The following is a 20,461-nucleotide window of genomic DNA, read 5'->3' on the forward strand; positions in this document are numbered from 1 at the left end:
CACCGGCCGCCGGAGCACCCGCCAAGGGGCTCCGCTCGGCCGGACAGCGCCCTGCCGTCGCCGTACGGCCCAGGACCGGGCCACCGTGGCAGCGGGCGGAGGGGGCGCAGCCGCGGCGGGCGCGTCGTGCCGCCACGACCCCGGCCCACCCACCGGCGGCAGGCGCTTCCACGCCCGCCCCCGCGGACGGTCCGCCGACCGCTACGAGTGCCCCAGCTCCGCCGACTCCTCGTCCGTGACCACCGGCACCGAGCCGGAGTCCGGCGACGGCCGCAGCGGGAAGGGATCCACACGCGTCTCGTCGATCACCGGCGCGGCCGGCCGCGGCGGCTTCGGCATGACCGCGGCCTCGGAGTGGCCGCCGCAGCCGTACGCCAGCGACACCACACGGCCGTCGGCGGGAGAGAACTCGTTGGCGCAGACCCCGAAGGCCTGGCCGAGGGAGCCCCCGATGGGGGTCAGGAAGCCGCACGTGACACATGACGCGGGCGCGGCCTGGGCCATGGGCGTCTTGGGCCCGAAGGACTCCTCCCAGCGGTCGGCGGCGGTGTGCAGCCCGTACCGCGAGAGGACCCGGGCGCGGCGCATGCCGAGCTCCTCCGCGACCGCCGCGATCGACCCCCGCGACGGCACCGTCGGAAGCTTCGCCGGCGGCCCCGCCGTCACCTCCGCGTCCTCCGCCTCCACCAGCTCGGCCATCTCCTCCGAGACGGCGGAACTCGGCGGCGCCACGTCCTCGCCGGTGTAGCCCGGTTCCAGGCGCAGGTCCTCCGCGTCCGTCGGCAGCAGATCGCCGGGGCCCATGTCCCCGGGGCGCAGCCGCTCGCTCCACGGCACCCACTCGGGAGCCAGCACCGCGTCCGGACCCGGCAGCAGCACCACCTCGTCCAGCGTCACGACCTTCGCGCGCGACGCCCGCGCCACCGTCACCGCCCAGCGCCAGCCCCGGTACCCGAGCTCCCGGCACTCGAAGAAGTGCGTCACCACACGGTCGCCCTCGGACAGCACGCCGACGTGCTCCCCGACCACGCCGGGCGCGGCGGCCTCCTCTGCCGCGGTGCGGGCGAGGTCGACGGCCTCGGCGCACAGGCGGTCGGGGGTGCGGCTTCGCGTGGTCGCTGCGCTCACAGGTATCGCTTCTCTCCTACGCCGTCACTCGGGTGCGGTTGCCACCGGCGGCGAAGCGAACGGAGCGGACCTGGGGGCCGCGTCGACGTTCGCGTCCGATCGCGCTCGGGCGCACCTCTGCCATCCATTGTGGGGGATGGCTGAGATACGCACGCTACCTGTTCGGAAGCTCTCAGCCCACACCGACGGTCCTTCTACGGGACTCCGAGCCGTGTTTCCCCCACCGTGACCCACGCGTTCCCCCCACCCACGACGGCCACCCACCCCGCACTCGCCCCCCGCTCGTCCCCGCCCCACCCCCGCCGCCGACCGGGCCGTACGCGCCCATACGCGCGGTAACCGCACTACACGGGCCCTTCTCGGGGCACTATGACGGGGTGGCAACCGCGAAGACACCCCAGGGCGCCACCGGGGCCGGTGGGGCGAAGGGGCACAAGGGGAGGATCCGGGTGAGCGGTTCGGGCCGGATGGGCGGGCCCGTCCGCGCGGTCGGTCGTGCCCTGCACCTTCCGTTCACGGGCACCGCCCGCGGCATCCGCAGAGCCACGCACGCGCACGGCGCCGGCGAGTCCGGCCTCGGCAAGCTGATCGAGCTGCACGGTGTGAACGGCGCCGGCGACGTGATGATCACCGTGGCCCTCGCCTCCACGGTCTTCTTCTCGGTCCCGACGGACGAGGCCCGCGGCCGGGTGGCGCTGTACCTGGCGATCACGATGGCGCCGTTCACGGTCCTGGCCCCGGTGATCGGCCCGCTCCTCGACAAGCTGCCGCACGGCCGCCGGGCCGCCATGGCGGGCGCCATGCTCGCCCGCGCCCTGCTGGCCCTGGTCCTCTCCGGCGCGGTCGTCACCGGCAGCATCGAGATGTACCCGGCGGCCCTCGGCGTCCTGGTCGCGTCGAAGGCGTACGGCGTGGTGAGAAGCGCCGTGGTGCCCCGTCTCCTGCCACCCCGCTTCTCCCTGGTGAAGGCGAACTCCCGGGTCACGCTCGGCGGCCTCCTGGCCACCGGCATCGCCGCCCCGGTGGCGGCCGGCCTCCAGGTCCTCGGCCCGCGCTATCCGCTCTACGGCGCCTTCGTGATCTTCGTCGCGGGAACGTTCCTGTCCTTCTCCCTCCCCCCGAAGGTCGACTCGGCGAAGGGCGAGGACACCGCGCTGCTCGCGGCGGACGAGCAGCACCTGCACGGCCCGCACCGCCGGCCGGTGAAGCGCCCGGGCCTCAGGACGGTCGGTATCGCCGTCACGCACGCCCTGGGCGCGAACGCCTCCCTGCGCTGGCTGTCCGGGTTCCTGACGTTCTTCCTGGCGTTCCTGCTGCGCGAGCACCCGCTGACCGGCCAGAGCGCGGCGGTGTCGCTGGGCATGGTGGCCGTGGCGGCGGGCACGGGCAACGCGCTCGGTACGGCGGTGGGGGCGTGGCTGCGCTCCAGGGCGCCGGAGCTGATCATCGTGACGGTGGTGGCGGTCGTGCTGGGCGCGGTGATCACGGCGGCCGTGTTCTTCGGGGCGTTCCTGGTGGCCTGCCTGGCTGCCGTCGCCGGCTTCTCGCAGGCGCTGTCGAAGCTGTCCCTGGACGCGCTGATCCAGCGGAACGTGCCGGAACTGGTGCGGACGTCGGCGTTCGCGCGCTCGGAGACGCTGCTCCAGATGTCCTGGGTGTTCGGCGGCGCGGTCGGTATCGCGATGCCGCTGAACGGGACGCTGGGCCTGTCGGTGGCCGCGGTGGTCGTGGCGACCGGCTGGGCCACCACCGCCCCCGGCCTGCTCGGCACGGCCCGGCAGGGCGGCCGGCCACGGACGGACGTGGCGTGACCGGCCCGGCGTGACCGACCCCGTGACCGACCCTGCGTGAGGGACGGCCTGACCAGGCACGCCCGGGGCTTCGGGGCGTATCCGGGCGGCCCCCGGTGCGTACCGCGTGGCGTAACGCACGGCCACGCCGCCCCCCGCGTAGGAGGACCGCTGGACGTGCCCGATAGCCTTCGGCCATGACCACGCTGCAATCCGCTGTGCGACGCCGCCGCGCCGTCGCCGCCGCCGGCGCCGTTTCCGCCGGACTGCTCGTCCTGTCGGCCTGCGACAAGCCGACGCCCCTGTCCACGATCACCGTCGGCCGCTCCTCGGTCAGCGCGGAGGCCACCTGCGGCGGCGAGGGCGACACCCTCAAGCCCGCGGACCTCACGAAGTGCCTGAAGGACGAGGACATCAAGTCGATCAGCGTCGACCCGGACGAGACCGTCCGCTTCGGCGTCGACCCCGAGGTCGCCGACGAGCGCTGGACGATCCTGATGAACGGTCAGCCGCTCACCGAGGACAGCGACAAGACGTACCGCACGATCCCGGGCAGCGTGTTCTTCAACGCCCAGTACGGCGCCCAGGGCGACTCCACCCTGGTCTCCATCAAGGCGGGCGACGGCAAGAAGGACAGCCAGGCGGTCACCGGCCTGTGGTCCTTCAAGCTCAAGAAGGACGACTGACCACGTCCCCCGCACCGTCCGCGCCGCGCGTCCTCGTGACCACCGCGGTCCCCGTCGAACGGGACGCGGTGGCACGAGCGTTTCCGGGGCCCGCCCGAGAGGTACGCCTCCCCGGCACGACCCTGCACCGCATCACCCCTGCCACATCGGCCACAGCCGCCACAGCCGGCACACGGCCGTACGACCTGCTGGCCGCGGGCGTGGGCCCCGCCCTCGCCGCCGCCTCCGTCGCCGCCGCCCTCACCGCGGCAGCCCTCGCCGACGCCCCCTACGGCCTGGTCGTCTCGACCGGCATCGCCGGCGGTTTCGCCCCCGAGGCGCCCCTCGGCTCGCTGGTCGTCGCCGACGAGATCACCGCCGCCGACCTGGGCGCGGAGACCGCCGACGGCTTCCTGCCGGTCACCGAGCTGGGCTTCGGCACGATCACCCACCGCCCGCCCGCGGCCCTCGTACGGCAGGCCGCGTCCGCCACCGGAGCGCGCACCGGCACGGTTCTGACCGTCTCGACCGTCACCGGCACCGCGGCCCGCGCGGCCGCCCTGCGCGAGCGCCACCCGCGGGCCCTCGCCGAGGCCATGGAGGGCTTCGGGGTCGCCGAGGCGGCCGCCGCGCACGGCACGCCCGTGCTGGAGATCCGCGCGGTCTCCAACCCCGTGGGCCCGCGCGACCGGGCCGCCTGGCGCATCGCGGACGCCCTGACCGCCCTGACGGAGGCCTTCGGGAAGCTCGCACCCGTCCTGGAGAGTTGGACCCCACATGACGACCAGTGACCCGCTGCCCGCCCCGCACCCGCTGCGCATCGCGTACTCGCCCTGCCCGAACGACACCTTCGTCTTCGACGCCCTCGCCCACGGCCGTGTCCCGGACGCGCCCGCGCTCGACGTGACGTTCGCGGACATCGACGTCACCAACGGCATGGCGGAGCGCGGCGAGTACGACGTGCTGAAGGTGTCGTACGCCGTGCTGCCGTACGTCCTCGACGAGTACGCGCTGCTGCCCTGCGGGGGCGCGCTGGGGCGGGGCTGCGGCCCGCTGGTGCTGACGCGGGAGGCGGGCACGGACCTCACCGGCCGTACGGTCGCCGTACCGAGCGAGAAGTCGACGGCGTATCTCCTCTTCCGCCTCTGGGCGGCGGACACCGTCCCCGGCGGGGTGGGCGAGATCGTGGTGATGCCGTTCCACGAGATCATGCCGGCCGTACGGGACGGGAAGGTCGACGCGGGCCTGGTCATCCACGAGGCACGCTTCACGTACCGGAACTACGGCCTGCACAGGCTCGCGGACATGGGCGAGCACTGGGAGTCCACGACCGGCCTGCCGATCCCGCTGGGCGCGATCATCGCGAAGCGGTCGCTGGGACCGGAGCGGCTGGGCCGGCTCGCCGCGTCGATCCGCGCCTCCGTCCGCGCGGCCTGGGACGCCCCCGAGATCTCCCGCCCGTACGTGATGGAACACGCCCAGGAAATGGACCCGTCGGTCGCCGACCAGCACATCGGCCTGTACGTCAACGAGTTCACGGCGGACCTGGGCGAGGACGGCTACGCGGCCGTACGCGGCCTGCTCACCCGCGCGGCGGCCGAGGGGCTGTTGCCGCCCCTCGGGCCGGGCGCGCTCGATTTCCCGTGAGCCGGGGCGGCCGGGTCAGACGTCCAACTGGTCGGCGACCGCGCGCAGCAGGCCCGCGATCTTCTTGCCCGAGGTCTTGTCGGGGTAGCGGCCCTTCTCCAGCATCGGGGTGATGTTCTCGAGGAGGGTCGTCAGGTCCTGGACGATGGAGGCCAGTTCGTCCGGCTTCTTGCGCTGGGCCGCCGCCACGGAAGGGGTCGGGTCGAGGATGACGACGGAGAGTGCCTGGTCACCGCGCTGTCCGGCCACGACGCCGAACTCCACGCGCTGTCCCGGCTTCAGCGTCTCGACTCCGGCGGGGAGGACCGAGGAATGGACGAAGACGTCGCCGCCGTCGTCGCGGGAGAGGAAGCCGAAGCCCTTCTCGCTGTTGAACCACTTGACCTTGCCGGTGGGCACGTCTGTCCTCGTCCTCGTACTCGTCGGAAAACTGCTTCGGAAAACGGCTCTTGATAGCACTACAGCGGGTCGACCATGACCCGCCGGTACCAAGGCTAATGGTCTCCGGGCGGGTGACAAGACGTCGCCCGGTTGTTCCTTCGCGCTGGGAACTACCCTGGTCCGGTGCGTGACAAAACCCAAACGAATTCCGCCGCGCCCGGTGACCGACTGATCCGTGCCGGTGCCATCGTGTTCTTCATCGGTGCCGTGGCCACTCTCGTCACCGTCGCCCCGCTGTTCCTCGGGACGACGCCTTTCCCGACGTACATGTTCGGATTGAGCATGCTCATGGGCGTCGGGTTCCTCATCGCGGGAGCGGGCGTCCTCCAGTCGGTCGCGGCGGGGCGCCGGCAGGCGCGAACGGCCGGAAGGTGACGGTCGCCGTGGCCGCCCCGGCGCACCGACCGGCGTGAACGGCCCCGGCGGTCAGGACACCGGGGCCGCCGCGAGGTGCCCGGCGAGCCACCCGGGGAACTCCGTGAGGTCGCCGAGCACCACGTCGGCCCCGGCGCCGGCCAGCTCCTCGGCGCTGCACGGGCCGGTCGCCACGGACACCGCGAGCGTGCCCGCGCCGCGGGCGCCGCGTATGTCGCCGACGTGGTCGCCGACGTAGACGCTCGCGCCGTGCTCGCGCAGCGCCGCCGCCTTCTGCTCCGCCCAGAGGTTGCCGATGACCGCGTCGGCGTCGATGCCGAGGTGCTCCAGGTGGAGCTTGGCGTTGGGCTCCCACTTGGCGGTCACCACGACCGCCCGCCCACCGGCCGCCCGCACGGCCTCGACCGCCTCCCGGGCGCCGGACATGGCGAGCGTGCGGGTGATCGCGTAGGCGGGGTACAGCTCGCGGTAGAAGTCGGCCACGGCCGCGACCCGCTCCGCCGGGAACCAGTTCGCGATCTCCTCCTCCAACGGCGGCCCCAGCCGCGTGATCACCAGATCGGCGTCGATGTACGCCCCCGTCCGCTCCGCCAGCGCCGTGTACACGGCGTGGATGCCCGGGCGGGAGTCGATCAGGGTCATGTCCAGATCGAAGCCGACGGTCGGCGCGGGTGAACTCGTGGAGGCCATGGGGGCCATTGTGCCGGGGCGGCGGGGGCGGCCACCGGCCTACTTCCGCCGTTGCGACCGCCACACCAGGAACAGCGCCGACGCCACCGCCGCGCCCCGCACCACCCACGGCAGGGTGTCGTTGACGGCGTCGTTCATCCGCCCCTCGGCGATGGGGGCGCCCCAGCGGCCCTCGCCGCGCCCCCACAGCCACACGAATCCCGCCGCGACCGCGAGCCCCGGCAGGACCATGACCGCCCACTTCGTCTCCCGCTCGGTCAGCCGGCGGGAGGCGTAGGCGATGAGCCAGCCCACGATCATCACGGGCCACTTCCCGATCACCGCGCCGACGACGAGACAGCCGGCGGCGATCAGCAGGAGGGGGTTGCTCCAGCGGCGGGCGCGCAGGGCGGGCAGCAGACGCCGGCGCCGGGCGGGCGCCTCTCCGTCCGCCGCGCCCTCCGCCGCCGCCGGCTGCGCCGCCCGCTCCGTCTCCTCCGGGTCCTCGGGGCGCGGCGGCTTCAGCATGTCCGGGATCTCGACGCCGCCGACGAACCCCGGCACCTCGTCACCGAGCCCGAAGGGGTTGGGCTCGCGCCGCCACCAGTCGGGGGTCTCCATGGCGTCGCCGAGTTCGTGCGCGCCGGCCCGGTGCGGTGGCGACGGCACGTCCGAGGGGGCGGGCGGGGGCGGGTCGGACCGGCGGGGGCGCGGTACGACCCGCCGGATCCCCTTCGGCCGCTCCGCCTCCCCCGCACGGTCCCGCTGTGCGGGCACGGAGGGCGCCCCCGTCTCCGGCGCAGCCGGGCTGTCGCCGGCCGCGGCCGCCACGATCTCGTCCGGCGAGCCGAGGCGGGCGAGGATCCGGCGCACGGCGGCGGGACTGTCGACGGGCGTCCTGGCCCGGCGCCGGTCGATCTCGTTCCGCAACTCCGAGACGAGCCGCATGCGCGTGGCCGACGACAACTGCCGCTGCTGCGCCACGTCTCCGACGCGGCTCAGATACTCGTAGACGACCTGGTCGCTCTCGATCCCCACGGGGAAGACGCTATCGCGCGCCCCGGACAAACCAGCCGCACACCAGTCAACCGGTACGGCACCTTGCGGGCGGGGACCGAGGCAGTCGGCCCACCCGGCACCTTGCGGGCGGAGGCCGACCCCCACCAGCCCGCCCGGGCATCTTGGGCGAGGGCCGACTCCACCGGCCGCCCGGCGCCCTTTGGCCGAGGGCCGACCCCCACCAGCTCGCCCGGCGCCCTTTGGGCGAGGACCGACCCCACCAGCCCGCCCCGCACCTCTCCGGCGCAAGCCGATCCCGTCAGCCCGCCCGGACCTCTTGAGCGAGCACCGACCCCACCAGCCCGCCCGGCACCTCTCCGGCGCAAGCCGATCCCGTCAGCCCGCCCGGACCTCTTGGGCGAGCACCGACCCCACCAGCCCGCCCGGCACCTCTCCGGCGGAGGCCGATTCCGTCAGCCCGTCCGGCGTTCGAGGACGAGGCCCCTTCAGGGCCGACGCGGGGGTCTGGGGGCGGCAGCCCCCGGGGACGGCCACCCCGACCAACCCGCACCACGTCGGCACAACCGCCGGAGGCAACCCGCTACCGTGGGTCAGATGAGCACCGAGGACCCCCCGGCCCCCCGGTCCCTCGCGGAAGCGCTCCGCGTTCGGGACGACGCCTCCCTGGCCGCTCTTCTGCGCCGTCGCCCCGATCTCATCACCCCGGTCCCCACCGACCTCACGCAGCTCGCCACCCGCGCCGGCACCCGCGCCTCCGTCGTACGGGCGCTGGAACGGCTGGACCGGTTCGCGTTGCAGACGGCGGAGGCGCTGGCCGTGGCCGGGGATCCGGCGACGTACGAGGAGCTGCTGGGGCTGATGGCGGGGGACGCGCCCGACCAGGCCGTCGCCCGTGCGCTGCCCGGTGCCGTGGCCGCCCTGCGTGAGCAGGCGCTCGTCTGGGGTGCCGACGACCGGCTGCGGCTGGTCCGCACCGCCCGTGAGCTGCTGGCGCCGTCCCCGCAGCACCCCTCCCCGACGGGTCTCGGCCCGTCCGTGCAGGAGGCCACCGCGGGCATGTCACCGGGCCGGATCCAGGAGATCGTGTCGGCGGCCGGGCTGCCGTCGACCCACGACTCCGTGTCCGCGGTCGCCGCGCTGACCGGCCTCTTCACCGACCGCGAGAAGATGAGGGCCCTGCTGGCCACGGCCCCCGCCGACTCCCTGGAGGTCCTCGAGCGGCTCGTCTGGGGGCCGCCGTACGGACAGGTCACCGCCGACCCCGCGCCCCGGCTGCGCTGGCTGCTCGACCGGGGTCTGCTGCTGCCGACCGCGCCCGGCACCGTGGTGCTGCCCCGCGAGGTCGCCCTGCACCTGCGGGCCGGCCGCGCGCACCGCACGCCCGAGCCGGCCCCGCCCGCCGTCGAGCCGACCGCCACCCATCGTCCACAGCTTGTGGACGCGACGGCGGCCGGCCAGGCGTACACGGCGCTGGCGACCGTCGAGGAACTGCTGAAGGACTGGGACGAGGGCGGCCCCGCCGTGCTGCGGGCGGGCGGACTCAGCGTGCGCGACCTGAAGCGGACCGCCGTCGCCCTGGACGTGTCCGAGCCGGTCGCCGCCTTCTGGGTCGAGCTGGCGTACGCGGCCGGGCTGCTCGCCTCCGACGGCGAGGCCGACGAGCGGTACGCGGCGACCCCGGCGTACGACGAGTGGCGGGAGCGTCCGGCCGCGGAGCGGTGGGCACGGCTGGCCGAGGCGTGGCTGGTGGCGACACGGACGTCGGGGCTGGTCGGCGGGCGGGACGCGAAGGACCGGACGCTGTCGGCGCTCGGGCCGGGGCTGGACCGTTCGGCCGCGCCGGAGGTGCGGCACCGGGTGCTGACACTGCTGGCCGCGCTGCCGGAGGGCGGCGCGCCGAACGCGGAGGCGGTGCTCGGCCTGCTGCGCTGGGAGCGGCCGCTGCGGGGCCCGCAAGGGGCTCAGGGCGAGGACGACCTGCGGTCCCGGCTGGCCCGCTGGACACTCACGGAGGCCGAGCTGCTGGGCGTGACCGGCCGGGGCGCGCTGTCGGCGCACGGCCGCGCCCTGCTGGGGGCACCGCCCGCCCCCCGGCCGGCCGCGCCCGGTCATCAGGCCGCCCCCCAGGCCGCCCCCGAGGACTCGGCCGGGCCCGGCGACAAGCTGCCCGTCCACCACCGCCCGACCACCACCGCCGCCACCCCGGCGCCCCTCTCCCCGCCCGAGCAGGCCGTGGCCACCGCGGCCGCCGCCCGCCTCCTCGCCCCCCTCCTCCCCGAACCCCTGGACCACGTGCTCCTCCAGGCCGACCTGACGGCGGTGGCCCCGGGCCCGCTGCAACGCCCGCTCGCCGACATGCTGGGCGTCCTCGCGGACGTCGAGTCGAAGGGCGGCGCGACCGTCTACCGGTTCACGCCCGCTTCCGTACGGCGCGCCCTGGACGCCGGCCGTACCGCCTCCGACCTGCACGCCTTCCTCGCCGAGCACTCCCGTACCCCGGCGCCGCAGCCGCTGGCGTACCTGATCGACGACGTGGCGCGCAGACACGGCCATCTGCGCGTGGGCGCGGCCTCCGCGTACGTCCGCTGCGACGACGACGCCCTCCTGAACGAGATCCTCGCCGACAAGCGCTCCGCCGCCCTGCGGCTGCGCCGCCTCGCGCCGACCGTGCTGGCGGCGCAGGCCGACCCGGCGACCCTCCTCGACGGCCTGCGCTCCCTGGGCTACGCGCCCGCCGCCGAGTCCGCCGAGGGTGACGTCCTGATCGCCCGCGCCCACGCCCACCGCACTCCGCCCCGTACGGCCCCCGAACCGGTCCCGGACGGCCCGCCCGTCCCCGACGCGACCCTCCTGACGGCGGCGATCCGCGCGATCCGGGCGGGCGACCTCGCCTCCACGGCCCCCCGCAAGCCCACCGACACCACCGCGCTCACCCCCGGCGAACTCCCCCGCACCAGCTCCGCCGAGACCCTCGCCACCGTGCAGGCCGCCGTCCTCACCGGCGAATCCCTGTGGATCGGCTACGTCAACGCCGAGGGGGGCGCCACCCAGCGCGTCATCGCCCCGGTCCGGGTGGAGGGCGGCTTCGTGACGGCGTACGACCACACGGCGGACGAGGTACGGACGTATCCGCTGCACCGGATCACCGGGGTGGCGGAGCTGGCGGACGACTGACTCGGCGGTCCTCGGCCGATTCAGCAGTCCTCGGCCCACTCAGCAGTCCTCGGCCCACTCAGCAGTCCTCTGCGGGCTCAGCAGTTCTCCGCGGGCTCAGCAGTTCTCCGCGGGCTCAGCAGTTCTCCGCGGGCTCAGCAGTCCTCGACCGGGGTCCCGGCGGGGACCCGGAAGTGTGCGCGGGCCGCGGTCTCCAGGCTCTCGGGCGACTCGGGGTCGCCGAGGCGGGATTCGGCGAAGAAGCTGAAGTGGGTCTCCTGCCACTCCGCGTTCCCCGCGCCGTCCGGCGCCTCCTCCCGCGAAACGACGCGGTAGCCGCCGTCCGTGTCCCGCCGCAGCCGCACCACCTGCGGGACGTGCGCGCCGCTGCACTCCACCAGGGCGCCGTCCCGCACCCCGTACTCCATGCAGAACGTGTCGACGCCGGCCCGCACCCCGCCCGCGCGCTCGTCCAGGTCCAGCGCCTCCGCCCGGCAGAACCACCTCGCCCGGAGGGCGGGCGTGCTCTCCCCGAGCCCGCTGCCCCGGGACTCCGCCACCAGCCGGGCCTCGATGACCGGCCGCACCTCGGCCCACAGCCGTGCGTCGACGGGCACCGGCCGCAGCACCCACGCCCCCGTCGCCACCAGAACCACGACGGCTCCCACGCCGGTGCCCCATCTGCGTGCCGACATCACCGCGAGCTCCTCACCGCGCCGCGCGCACCGCGCCGCTCCCGCCGGTCAAGACTCCCCGACGGCGTGCGGGGTTGCACGGCCCGCCGCACACCGCCGCCCGACGGCCCGTCGCCAACGGTGTGAGCCACGCCCCGGCCCGATCGGCGGCCCGTACGGCACACTGGATGTTTGGCCCGCGCGGAAGGATGCACGTACGTGAACGGACCTCTCATCGTCCAGTCCGACAAGACCCTGCTCCTGGAGGTCGACCACGAGCAGGCCGACGACTGCCGTCGGGCGATCGCGCCGTTCGCGGAGCTGGAGCGGGCGCCGGAGCACATCCACACCTACCGGGTGACCCCGCTGGGCCTGTGGAACGCGCGGGCGGCCGGGCACGACGCCGAGCAGGTCGTGGACGCGCTGGTGCAGTACAGCCGCTACCCGGTGCCGCACGCGCTGCTGGTCGACATCGCCGAGACGATGGACCGCTACGGCCGGCTGACCCTGAGCAAGCACCCGGCCCACGGCCTGGTCCTGACGACCACCGACCGGCCGGTCCTCGAGGAGATCCTCCGCTCCAAGCGGATCATCCCGCTCGTCGGCGCCCGCATCGACCCGGACACGGTCGCCGTGCACCCCTCCGAGCGCGGGCAGATCAAGCAGACGCTGCTGAGGCTGGGCTGGCCGGCCGAGGACCTCGCCGGGTACGTCGACGGCGAGGCGCACCCGATCGAGCTGGCCGAGGACGGCTGGGCGCTGCGGCCCTACCAGAAGCAGGCCGTGGAGAACTTCTGGCACGGCGGGTCCGGGGTCGTCGTCCTGCCCTGCGGTGCGGGCAAGACGCTGGTCGGCGCCGGCTCCATGGCGCAGGCGAAGTCCACCACCCTCATCCTCGTCACGAACACCGTCTCCGCCCGGCAGTGGAAGCACGAGCTGGTGAAGCGGACGTCGCTGACCGAGGACGAGATCGGCGAGTACAGCGGGACGAAGAAGGAGATCCGGCCCGTCACGATCGCCACGTACCAGGTGCTGACGACGAAGCGGAAGGGTGTCTACCCGCACCTGGAGCTGTTCGACTCCCGGGACTGGGGCCTGATCGTCTACGACGAGGTGCATCTGCTGCCGGCACCGGTCTTCAAGTTCACGGCGGACCTCCAGGCGCGCCGCCGTCTCGGCCTGACCGCGACGCTCGTCCGCGAGGACGGCCGTGAGTCGGACGTGTTCTCCCTGATCGGGCCGAAGCGGTTCGACGCGCCCTGGAAGGAGATCGAGGCGCAGGGATACATCGCGCCGGCCGACTGTGTCGAGGTCCGGGTGAACCTCACCGACTCCGAGCGGCTGGCGTACGCGACCGCCGAGACGGAGGAGAAGTACCGCTTCTGTGCGACGACGGCGACGAAGCGGAAGGTGACGGAGGCGCTCGTCCGCCGCTTCGCGGGCCAGCAGATCCTCGTCATCGGCCAGTACATCGACCAGCTCGACGAGTTGGGCGAGCACCTCGACGCGCCCGTGATCAAGGGCGAGACCTCCAACGCCCAGCGCGAGAAGCTCTTCGACGCCTTCCGGGAGGGCGAGATCAGCGTGCTGGTGGTCTCGAAGGTCGCGAACTTCTCGATCGACCTGCCGGAGGCGACGGTCGCCATCCAGGTGTCGGGAACCTTCGGGTCACGCCAGGAGGAGGCACAGCGTCTGGGCCGGGTGCTGCGGCCCAAGGCCGACGGCCACCAGGCCCACTTCTACTCGGTGGTAGCCCGCGACACGATCGACCAGGACTTCGCCGCGCACCGCCAGCGGTTCCTGGCGGAGCAGGGGTACGCCTACCGGATCGTGGACGCGGACGAGTTGCTGGCGGAGGGGGCCTGAGGCGCGGGCTCACAGGCGGGCGGCCGGACGCGTCACGCGCGGGCGCAAGGCGCGGACCCTCACAGGTCGGCGGCCCGGCGCGTCACCCGCGGGCCTGAGACGCGGGCTGCGTCACGGGGGCGGCCGGACGCGTCACCTGCGGCGGACGCCCGCCTCCTCCGCGTACTCGCCGAGCAGGATCACGTCGAAGGCGGCGCCGGCGAAGACCCTCACCGCGCGGAGGGCGTCGCCGAGGCGGTGGCGGTGGATGCCGGAGACGGAGGTCGCCCCGGACGGGCGACCGGGGGCCGGGTGGAGGGTCGCTGTACTCATGACTCCATGATGGAATCCGGGGCCCGAGCGCGGCATCGGTCTGCGGTGCCAAGCCGCGTACCGCGTTCGTACGCCTTCGGAGGGATGGCGTCCCCCTGGGGACGAGGCCGGTATCCCCTAGGGGTCGACAGCCACCGGCCGTACGTGAGGTCCCCGCGGCGCCGGGAAATCCGTTGGCCTCCCCCGATCCCCTCCCCCTAGAATCTCCGCTCTTGCCCGCCTCCCTCACGGAGAGCCGCCGTCCGGACGGAAACCGGACGGCATCCCGCAGCGCCCCTCTCGCAGGTCCCTCCGGAGGCACCCCCTTGTCCACGCCCGCCCACGACTCCCCCGCCGACCCCCTCGCCCGCGAGCGCGCCCACCTGAGCGCCTCCCGCTCCGCGCTGCGCGCCATGCGCGAGGACGTCGAGGCCCTCGACATCAGCGACGTCACCGCGAACTGGGTCAACGCCCAGATCCTGGAACGGCAGATCGCGGACCGCGTCAAGGCGCTCGCCGACCTCAGCGACACCCCGCTGTTCTTCGGCCGGCTCGACTACCTGCACCCACCGGGCGCCGAGCGGGCGGAGGGCGCCGAGGGGGAACGCTTCTACATCGGGCGCCGGCATGTGCACGACGCGGACGGCGACCCGATGGTCGTCGACTGGCGTGCGCCGGTGTCACAGCCGTTCTACCGGGCGTCCAGGAAGGACCCGATGGACATCGCGCTGCGCCGCCGCTTCGGGTACACGGGCGGCGACCTCACCGCGTACGAGGACGAGCGGCTCTCCGACCCGGCCGAGGCGGCGACCACCAGCAAGCTGCTCCAGCGGGAGATCGAGCGTCCGCGTGTCGGCCCGATGCGCGACATCGTGGCGACCATCCAGCCGGAGCAGGACGAGATCGTACGGTCGGGGCTGTCGGGCAGCGTGTGCGTGCAGGGAGGCCCGGGGACCGGGAAGACGGCCGTCGGCCTGCACCGCGTCGCGTACCTGCTCTACGCCCACCGCGAGCGGCTGGCCCGCACCGGGACGCTGGTCATCGGGCCGAACCGGTCCTTCCTCCACTACATCGAACAGGTGCTGCCCGCGCTGGGCGAACTGACGGTGCGCCAGTCCACGGTCGACGACCTGGTCGCGCACGTGGAGGTGCGGGGCACGGACGACGCGGCGGCCGCCGTCGTCAAGGGCGACGCCCGGATGGCGGAGGTGCTGCGCCGGGCCGTCCACTCCCACGTCACGCCGCCCACCGAGCCGGTCGTGGTCGTGCGCGGCTCCCGCCGCTGGCGCGTCCCGGCGTACGAACTCCAGGACATCGTCCGGGAGTTGCAGGACCGGGGCATCCGCTACGGCGCCGCCCGCGCCGCCCTGCCGCAGCGCATCGCGCACGCCGTGCTGGTGCAGATGGAGCGGGCCGGGGAGGCGCCGGACGACCGGGTGCAGGACGCCGTCGCCCGCAACAGCGCGGTGAAGGCGGCGGTCAGGGCGGTCTGGCCGGCCGTCGATCCGGCGAAACTGGTGCTGCGCCTGCTCACGGACGCGGACTTCCTCGCCCTGCACGCGGAGGGGATCCTCACCGAGGACGAGCGGAAGACGATCCTGTGGGCGAAGCCGGTGCGGTCGGTGAAGGCCGCCAAGTGGTCGGCCGCGGACGCGGTGTTGATCGACGAGGCGGCGGACCTGGTGGAGCGTACGCACTCGCTGGGGCACGTGGTGCTGGACGAGGCACAGGACCTGTCCCCCATGCAGTACCGGGCCGTCGGCCGCCGCTGCTCCACCGGCAGCGCGACCGTCCTCGGCGACCTGGCACAGGGCACCACGCCGTGGGCGACCCGGAGTTGGCAGGAGGCCCTGGCCCACCTCGGCAAGCCCGACGCGGCGGTCGAGGAACTGACGGCCGGTTTCCGCGTCCCGACGGACGTCATCACCTACGCCTCCCGCCTGCTCCCGCACATCGCCCCGGGCCTGACCCCGGTCGCGTCGGTCCGTGAGAACCCGGGCTTCTTCGACCTGCGCCCGGTCGGCGACACCGCCGAAGTCGTCGCCGCCTGCGAGGAGTTGCTGCGCAACGAGGGCTCGACGGGCCTGATCGCGGCCGACGCACGCGTCCCCGCTCTGGCCGAGGCACTCACGGCGGCCGGAATCCCGTATCTCGCCCCCGGCGAGGAGACGACCCGGGAAACCCGTCTGACCCTGGTCCCGGCGTCCCTGGCCAAGGGCTTGGAGTACGACTACGTGGTCCTCGACGAACCCCGGGCCGTGGTCGACGGCGAACCGGACGAACGCACCGGCCTGCGCCGCCTGTACGTCGCCCTGACCCGAGCCGTCTCGGGCCTGATCGTCACCCACACGGCACCCCTGCCGGCCCAGCTCACCTGACCGGTTCGGCCGCCGCACCCCTCCCGTCTTTCAGGCTTCAACGAAACTGCCTCCCATATCCACCAACGAGTACATTGGGTAAGAGGCAGGACAAAACAGGGTTGATGGCGATGGATGCGATCGTATCGTCGGCAGCCACGGCCTTGGTGGGGGCCATGACCACCGACGCATGGCAGCAGGCTCGAACGGCTCTCGTCACCTGGTGGCGCCGTATCCGCCCCCGCCAGGCGGGCAGGGTCGACGCGGCGCTCGTGGAGTCACGGGACCGTGTGCTGACGGCCCGTCGCACCGGGGACGAGAGCGCGGAATCCCACCTCGTCGCGGCCTGGGGTTCCCGCCTGGACGCGCTGCTGCGGGACGACCCCGCGCTGGTGGACGAGCTGCGGCGGCTGATCGACGAGGAGATCGCCCCGCTCCTGCGCGGCGAGGACGGCGCCCGCACCGGATCACACGAGTTCCGGGCCGAGGCATCCGGACACGGCCGGGTGTACCAGGCCGGGCGCGACCAGCACATTCACGGGCCATGAACCCCGCCGACCAGGATCTCGCGCACGGCGAGGGAATCCGGCTGGAGGCCCACGCCTCGGACCGGGCCAGGATCTACCAGGCGCGCCGGGATCTGTTCGTGTCGGAGCGGGACCTGCACCTGCACTACGAGGACGGCGTGCGCACGGCCCGCCGAGTCCGCACCGCCGCGGCCTCCCAGGGGTGCCCGTACCCCGGTCTGGCCGCCTTCAGCGCCGAACAGGCCCCGTACTTCTTCGGACGGGACGCGCTGGTGGCCAAGCTGCTGGTGCGGCTGGACGCCTGCCTCGCGGTGGGCGGCGCACTGGTCGTCGTCGCCCCTTCCGGCGCCGGGAAGTCCTCACTGCTCAGGGCGGGGCTCCTGCCCGAGGTCGCCCGTGGCGCTCTGCCGGGCTCGGCGCACTGGCCGCTCCTGTGGACGACCCCGACCGCGCACCCGATGGCGGAGCTCGGTGCCCGCCTGTCGGAGCTGGTGCCCGGCGGCCGGGGAACACCCGGCGACGGACCGGACGGGCCGCCGTGGCAGCCGGCCGTCCTGCGGCGCGCGCTCGCGGCGGACGACCGCGGGACCGGCGCGGAACGGCATCTGGTCCTGGTCGTGGACCAGCTGGAGGAACTGTTCACGCTCTGCGCCGACGAGCGGGAGCGGCGGGACTTCCTGGACGCGGTCCTGCGCATGGCCGACCTGGGCCCCGGCGGCGAACCACCCGTCGGCCTGGTCGTCTTCGGCCTGCGTTCGGACTTCTACACCCACTGCGCCACCCATCCGGGGCTCCTCGAAGCGGTGGAACGCAACCAGGTGATCGTGGGGCCGCTGTCCCGGGCCGGCGTGCGTGAGGTGATCCTGCATCCGGCCCGCGCGGTCGGGCTGGACGTCGAACCGGGCCTCGTACCGGTCCTGTTGCGTGACCTCGGCGCACCGGAGCCGGACCCCGCGCACCCGGGGACGGACGACGACGACGCCTACGAGATCGGGCGGCTGCCGCTCCTCGCCCACGCCCTGCGGGCCACCTGGCTGTGCCGGGCGGGCCACGTCCTCACCGTGGACGGCTACGAGTCCACCGGCGGCATCGCGCACAGTGTGACGGCCGCGGCGGACCGCTGCTTCGACCGGCTGGATCCGCGGGCCCGGCGGACGGCGCAGTCCGTGTTCCTGCGCCTGGTCAAGTTCGGCGACGGCACGGACGACACCCGTCGCCCGGCACGCTACGCGGAACTGCTGGACCGCTGCGGGCGCTCCGCCGAAACGGCCGAGGTCGTCGAGACGTTCACCCGGGGACGGCTGCTGACCCGGGAGCGGGACACGGTCACCATCACCCACGAGGTGCTGCTGCGGGCCTGGCCGCGCCTGCGGCAGTGGATCGAGGCCCACCGCGCGCAGTACATGGTCCGCCAGCGGCTGGAGGACGCGGCCGCCGCGTGGCAGGAGGCCGGCCGCGACCCGGGACTGCTGTACCGGGGCCACCGGCTGGACGAGGCCCGCGCCCTGGCCGACGACGAGGAAACGGACGGGCTCGGCCCCCTCGAGTCCGCGTTCCTGGCCGCCTCGGTACGGCAGCGGCACCGTACGCGCCGGATCCGCCAGGCGGTCATCGCCGGGCTGACGGCGTTGGCCGTCCTCGCCGCGGTCTCCGCCGTCCTCGCGTTCCACCAGCGCGACACGGCCCAGCAGGAACGCAACACCGCGATCCTCGGCCGGATCAGGGCCGAGGCCGAGCAGCTGCGCGCGACCGACCCCTCGCTGGCCGCCCAGCTGGATCTGGTCGCGCACCGGATGTCACCGGCCGATTCGACGGAGACCCGGCTGCTCAGCGCGCAGAACGTGCCCCTGGCCACCGTGCTGCGCGGTCACACCGACCGGGTGAACGCCGTGGACTTCGCTCCGGACGGGCGCACGCTGGCCAGCGCGGGCGGCGACGGCACGATCCGGCTGTGGGACACCACCCGGGCGGGCGGGCCGGTGCCGCTGGGCGCCCCGTTGGAAGGCTCCCCGGACGCGATACGGGCGCTCGCCTTCAGCCCTCGGGGACGGCACCTGGTCAGCACGGGCGACGACGGCGTCGTACGTCTGTGGGACATCGGCGACCCCGGCCGCCCGGACGACCTGGGGACCGCGGCCCGTGACGGTACCGGCGCCCTGAGGACGCTCGCCTTCAGCCCGGACGGACGCGCCCTGGCCGTGGCGGGCCACGACGGCCGCGTCCACCTGTGGGACGTCATCGACCCGGGGCACCCGACCTCACTCGCCGAACCTCTCCCCGCCTCCGCCGACCAGGTGAACGGGGTGGCCTTCAGCCCGGACGGCAGGCTGCTGGCGTCCGCGGGGAGCGACGGGACGGTGCGGCTGTGGAAGGTGACGGACCTGCGGCATCCGACGCCCGCCGGGCGGACGACCGACGTCCCCTTCCGGGCCGGCCTGCCGGGCTTCGCCCAGGCGGTCTCCTTCAGCCCGGACAGCGGCACGCTGGCAGTGGCCGGCAGCGATCAGGCCGCTCATCTGTGGGACGTCAGGAACCCGGCCAAGCCGGTCGCGCTCGAGGCCCCGGGCAGCAACAACGCCGTCAACACCGTCGACTTCTCCCACCGCGGCCACCTGATGGCCTACGGCGGGGACGACAACACCATCGGACTCGAGAACATGACGGATCCGGGCACCGTCCAGGAGTTCACCCAAGCCCTGAACGGCCACACCGGACCTGTGCTGGCCCTGGCCTTCGACCCGAAGGACAGCATGCTGGCCAGTGCGGGCGCCGACCACACCGTCCGCCTGTGGACGATCCCGCGCACGATCCTCAGCGGTCACACCGGTTTCGTCGACACCGTCGACGTGAGCCCCGACGGCCGTCTGCTCGCCTCGGGCTCGGAGGACAACACCGTCCGTCTCTGGGACGTCACGGACCCGGCCGATCCCCGTCCGGTCAGCGCGTCGATCCGCGGCCGCACACCGTACGTCAACTGGGTCGCCTTCAGCCCCGACGGGAGGACGCTCGCCGTGGCGGCCGGGCCGGACATCCGGATGTGGGACGTCACCGCCCCGTCCAGGCCCAAGCCGCTGAGCGAGCCGCTCCACAATCCGCGGGGGAACTTTCTGGCCGTCGAGTTCACCCCGGACGGGCGCACCCTGGCAGCCGGGAACGGCGACGGCACGGTCGCACTGTGGAACGTCTTCGATCCGTCCCGCCCCGTGCCCCTCGGACGGCCGCTGGAGACCCGCGCAGGCATCATCTGGCGGGTGGCCATCAGCCCGGACGGCCGCACGCTCGCCGCCTCCGGCGACGACGGCACGCTCCGCCTGTGGGACATCACCAGGCCCACGAACCCGTCGGCCCTGGGTGCACCCCTGCACGCCAGTGCGGACCCGCTCAGGACAGTCGCCTTCAGTCCGAACGGCCGTACCCTCGCCGCCTCCGGCAACGACGGCACGCTCCGTCTGTGGAACCTCACCGACCGCGCGCACCCCGCGTCCGTGGGCCCGCCCCTCACAGGCCACTCGGACACCGTCTACGGCCTGGCGTTCAGCCCGGACGGACGCACTCTGATCAGCAGCAGTTACGACACGACACTCAGGCTGTGGGACATCGACGAGCGAGGCCACGCGCAAGCCCACGGCTTGGCGGTGACCGGCCCCTCCGACTACGCCAACGTCGCTGTGTTCTCCCCTGACGGGCGCTTCCTCTTCATCGGCGTCGGTGAGGCGACGGTGCAGATCCTGCCGCTGTCCCCCCAGTCCGCCATCGACTACGTGTGCCGAGCGACCGGGAACCTGCTGACACCCGCGCTCTGGCACAAGCACGTCCCGCACCTGAGCTACGACCCGCCGTGCGACCGGCGGTGAGGGC

General features: G+C 74.1%; 16 protein-coding genes. 10 read left to right on the forward strand and 6 right to left on the reverse strand.

Annotated features, from left to right (window positions below):
* Window positions 1–201: 201 nt before the first annotated feature.
* Window positions 202–1,128 carry a DUF3027 domain-containing protein gene (locus ACF1A1_RS24165; RefSeq protein WP_392002621.1) on the reverse strand — a complete coding sequence of 309 codons (927 nt, stop codon included), beginning with the start codon at window positions 1,126–1,128 and terminating at the stop codon, window positions 202–204.
* Between the two features lie 377 nt (window positions 1,129–1,505).
* Between ACF1A1_RS24165 and ACF1A1_RS24170 the strand changes: the two genes are divergently transcribed.
* The 4 genes from ACF1A1_RS24170 (at window position 1,506) to ACF1A1_RS24185 (ending at window position 5,230) form a co-directional block, all read left to right on the forward strand.
* The gene (locus ACF1A1_RS24170) at window positions 1,506–2,939 is read left to right on the forward strand and encodes an MFS transporter (RefSeq protein WP_392002623.1); all 1,434 of its coding nucleotides are present in this window, start codon (window positions 1,506–1,508) and stop codon (window positions 2,937–2,939) included.
* A 197-nt stretch (window positions 2,940–3,136) separates the two neighbouring features.
* Window positions 3,137–3,604: a DUF2771 domain-containing protein gene (locus ACF1A1_RS24175; protein ID WP_392002888.1), complete on the forward strand. Its 468-nt coding sequence runs from the start codon at window positions 3,137–3,139 to the stop codon at window positions 3,602–3,604.
* Complete coding sequence (locus tag ACF1A1_RS24180) at window positions 3,574–4,374, forward strand: futalosine hydrolase (RefSeq protein WP_392002625.1); 801 nt, start codon at window positions 3,574–3,576, stop codon at window positions 4,372–4,374. The genes ACF1A1_RS24175 and ACF1A1_RS24180 overlap by 31 nt, the downstream gene beginning before the upstream one ends.
* Complete coding sequence (locus ACF1A1_RS24185) at window positions 4,361–5,230, forward strand: 1,4-dihydroxy-6-naphthoate synthase (RefSeq protein ID WP_392002627.1); 870 nt, start codon at window positions 4,361–4,363, stop codon at window positions 5,228–5,230. Before ACF1A1_RS24180 ends, ACF1A1_RS24185 begins: the two co-directional genes overlap by 14 nt.
* A gap of 15 nt (window positions 5,231–5,245) precedes the next feature.
* Here ACF1A1_RS24185 and ACF1A1_RS24190 read toward each other — a convergent pair whose 3' ends face one another.
* Entirely contained in the window at window positions 5,246–5,629 is a 384-nt protein-coding gene (locus ACF1A1_RS24190) for a cold-shock protein (protein WP_392002629.1), read from the reverse strand.
* 165 nt (window positions 5,630–5,794) lie between these two features.
* Here ACF1A1_RS24190 and ACF1A1_RS24195 point away from each other — a divergent pair, with 165 nt between their 5' ends.
* Window positions 5,795–6,046, forward strand: coding sequence for a hypothetical protein (locus ACF1A1_RS24195; protein WP_392002631.1), 252 nt, complete (start codon window positions 5,795–5,797; stop codon window positions 6,044–6,046).
* A 51-nt stretch (window positions 6,047–6,097) separates the two neighbouring features.
* Here the strand turns inward: ACF1A1_RS24195 and ACF1A1_RS24200 are convergent, their stop codons facing one another.
* Window positions 6,098–6,736, reverse strand: a complete 639-nt coding sequence (locus ACF1A1_RS24200; RefSeq protein WP_392002633.1) for an HAD family hydrolase — start codon at window positions 6,734–6,736, stop codon at window positions 6,098–6,100.
* A gap of 39 nt (window positions 6,737–6,775) precedes the next feature.
* Window positions 6,776–7,753, reverse strand: a complete 978-nt coding sequence (locus ACF1A1_RS24205; RefSeq protein ID WP_392002635.1) for a hypothetical protein — start codon at window positions 7,751–7,753, stop codon at window positions 6,776–6,778.
* A 576-nt stretch (window positions 7,754–8,329) separates the two neighbouring features.
* Between ACF1A1_RS24205 and ACF1A1_RS24210 the strand changes: the two genes are divergently transcribed.
* Window positions 8,330–10,909 (forward strand): helicase-associated domain-containing protein, encoded by a 2,580-nt coding sequence (locus ACF1A1_RS24210; RefSeq protein ID WP_392002637.1) that lies wholly within the window; start codon window positions 8,330–8,332, stop codon window positions 10,907–10,909.
* Window positions 10,910–11,043: 134 nt separating this feature from the next.
* Here ACF1A1_RS24210 and ACF1A1_RS24215 read toward each other — a convergent pair whose 3' ends face one another.
* Entirely contained in the window at window positions 11,044–11,583 is a 540-nt protein-coding gene (locus tag ACF1A1_RS24215; protein ID WP_392002639.1) for a hypothetical protein, read from the reverse strand.
* A gap of 198 nt (window positions 11,584–11,781) precedes the next feature.
* Here ACF1A1_RS24215 and ACF1A1_RS24220 point away from each other — a divergent pair, with 198 nt between their 5' ends.
* Window positions 11,782–13,428: a DNA repair helicase XPB gene (locus tag ACF1A1_RS24220; protein WP_392002641.1), complete on the forward strand. Its 1,647-nt coding sequence runs from the start codon at window positions 11,782–11,784 to the stop codon at window positions 13,426–13,428.
* 132 nt (window positions 13,429–13,560) lie between these two features.
* Here the strand turns inward: ACF1A1_RS24220 and ACF1A1_RS24225 are convergent, their stop codons facing one another.
* Window positions 13,561–13,740: a hypothetical protein gene (locus ACF1A1_RS24225; protein ID WP_392002643.1), complete on the reverse strand. Its 180-nt coding sequence runs from the start codon at window positions 13,738–13,740 to the stop codon at window positions 13,561–13,563.
* A gap of 305 nt (window positions 13,741–14,045) precedes the next feature.
* On the opposite strand from ACF1A1_RS24225, the gene ACF1A1_RS24230 reads away from it, so the two are divergent.
* The 3 genes from ACF1A1_RS24230 (at window position 14,046) to ACF1A1_RS24240 (ending at window position 20,457) form a co-directional block, all read left to right on the forward strand.
* Complete coding sequence (locus tag ACF1A1_RS24230) at window positions 14,046–16,097, forward strand: HelD family protein (protein ID WP_392002645.1); 2,052 nt, start codon at window positions 14,046–14,048, stop codon at window positions 16,095–16,097.
* Window positions 16,098–16,252: 155 nt separating this feature from the next.
* Window positions 16,253–16,624 (forward strand): hypothetical protein, encoded by a 372-nt coding sequence (locus ACF1A1_RS24235; RefSeq protein ID WP_392002646.1) that lies wholly within the window; start codon window positions 16,253–16,255, stop codon window positions 16,622–16,624.
* A complete protein-coding gene (locus ACF1A1_RS24240; protein WP_392002648.1) occupies window positions 16,621–20,457 on the forward strand; it encodes a hypothetical protein in 3,837 nt (1,278 codons plus the stop codon). The genes ACF1A1_RS24235 and ACF1A1_RS24240 overlap by 4 nt, the downstream gene beginning before the upstream one ends.
* Window positions 20,458–20,461 lie beyond the last annotated feature (4 nt).

This window comes from Streptomyces sp. NPDC014995, from assembly GCF_043080745.1.
In the GTDB taxonomy this organism is placed as follows: domain Bacteria; phylum Actinomycetota; class Actinomycetes; order Streptomycetales; family Streptomycetaceae; genus Streptomyces.

Bases quoted from the DNA above. Each gene is read 5' to 3' on its own strand.
- ACF1A1_RS24235 (WP_392002646.1), top strand. From the start codon at position 16,253: ATGACCACCGACGCATGGCAGCAGGCTCGAACGGCTCTCGTCACCTGG.
- ACF1A1_RS24200 (WP_392002633.1), bottom strand. From the start codon at position 6,736: ATGGCCTCCACGAGTTCACCCGCGCCGACCGTCGGCTTCGATCTGGAC.
- ACF1A1_RS24215 (WP_392002639.1), bottom strand. From the start codon at position 11,583: ATGTCGGCACGCAGATGGGGCACCGGCGTGGGAGCCGTCGTGGTTCTG.
- ACF1A1_RS24240 (WP_392002648.1), top strand. From the start codon at position 16,621: ATGAACCCCGCCGACCAGGATCTCGCGCACGGCGAGGGAATCCGGCTG.
- ACF1A1_RS24185 (WP_392002627.1), top strand. From the start codon at position 4,361: ATGACGACCAGTGACCCGCTGCCCGCCCCGCACCCGCTGCGCATCGCG.
- ACF1A1_RS24225 (WP_392002643.1), bottom strand. From the start codon at position 13,740: ATGAGTACAGCGACCCTCCACCCGGCCCCCGGTCGCCCGTCCGGGGCG.
- ACF1A1_RS24210 (WP_392002637.1), top strand. From the start codon at position 8,330: ATGAGCACCGAGGACCCCCCGGCCCCCCGGTCCCTCGCGGAAGCGCTC.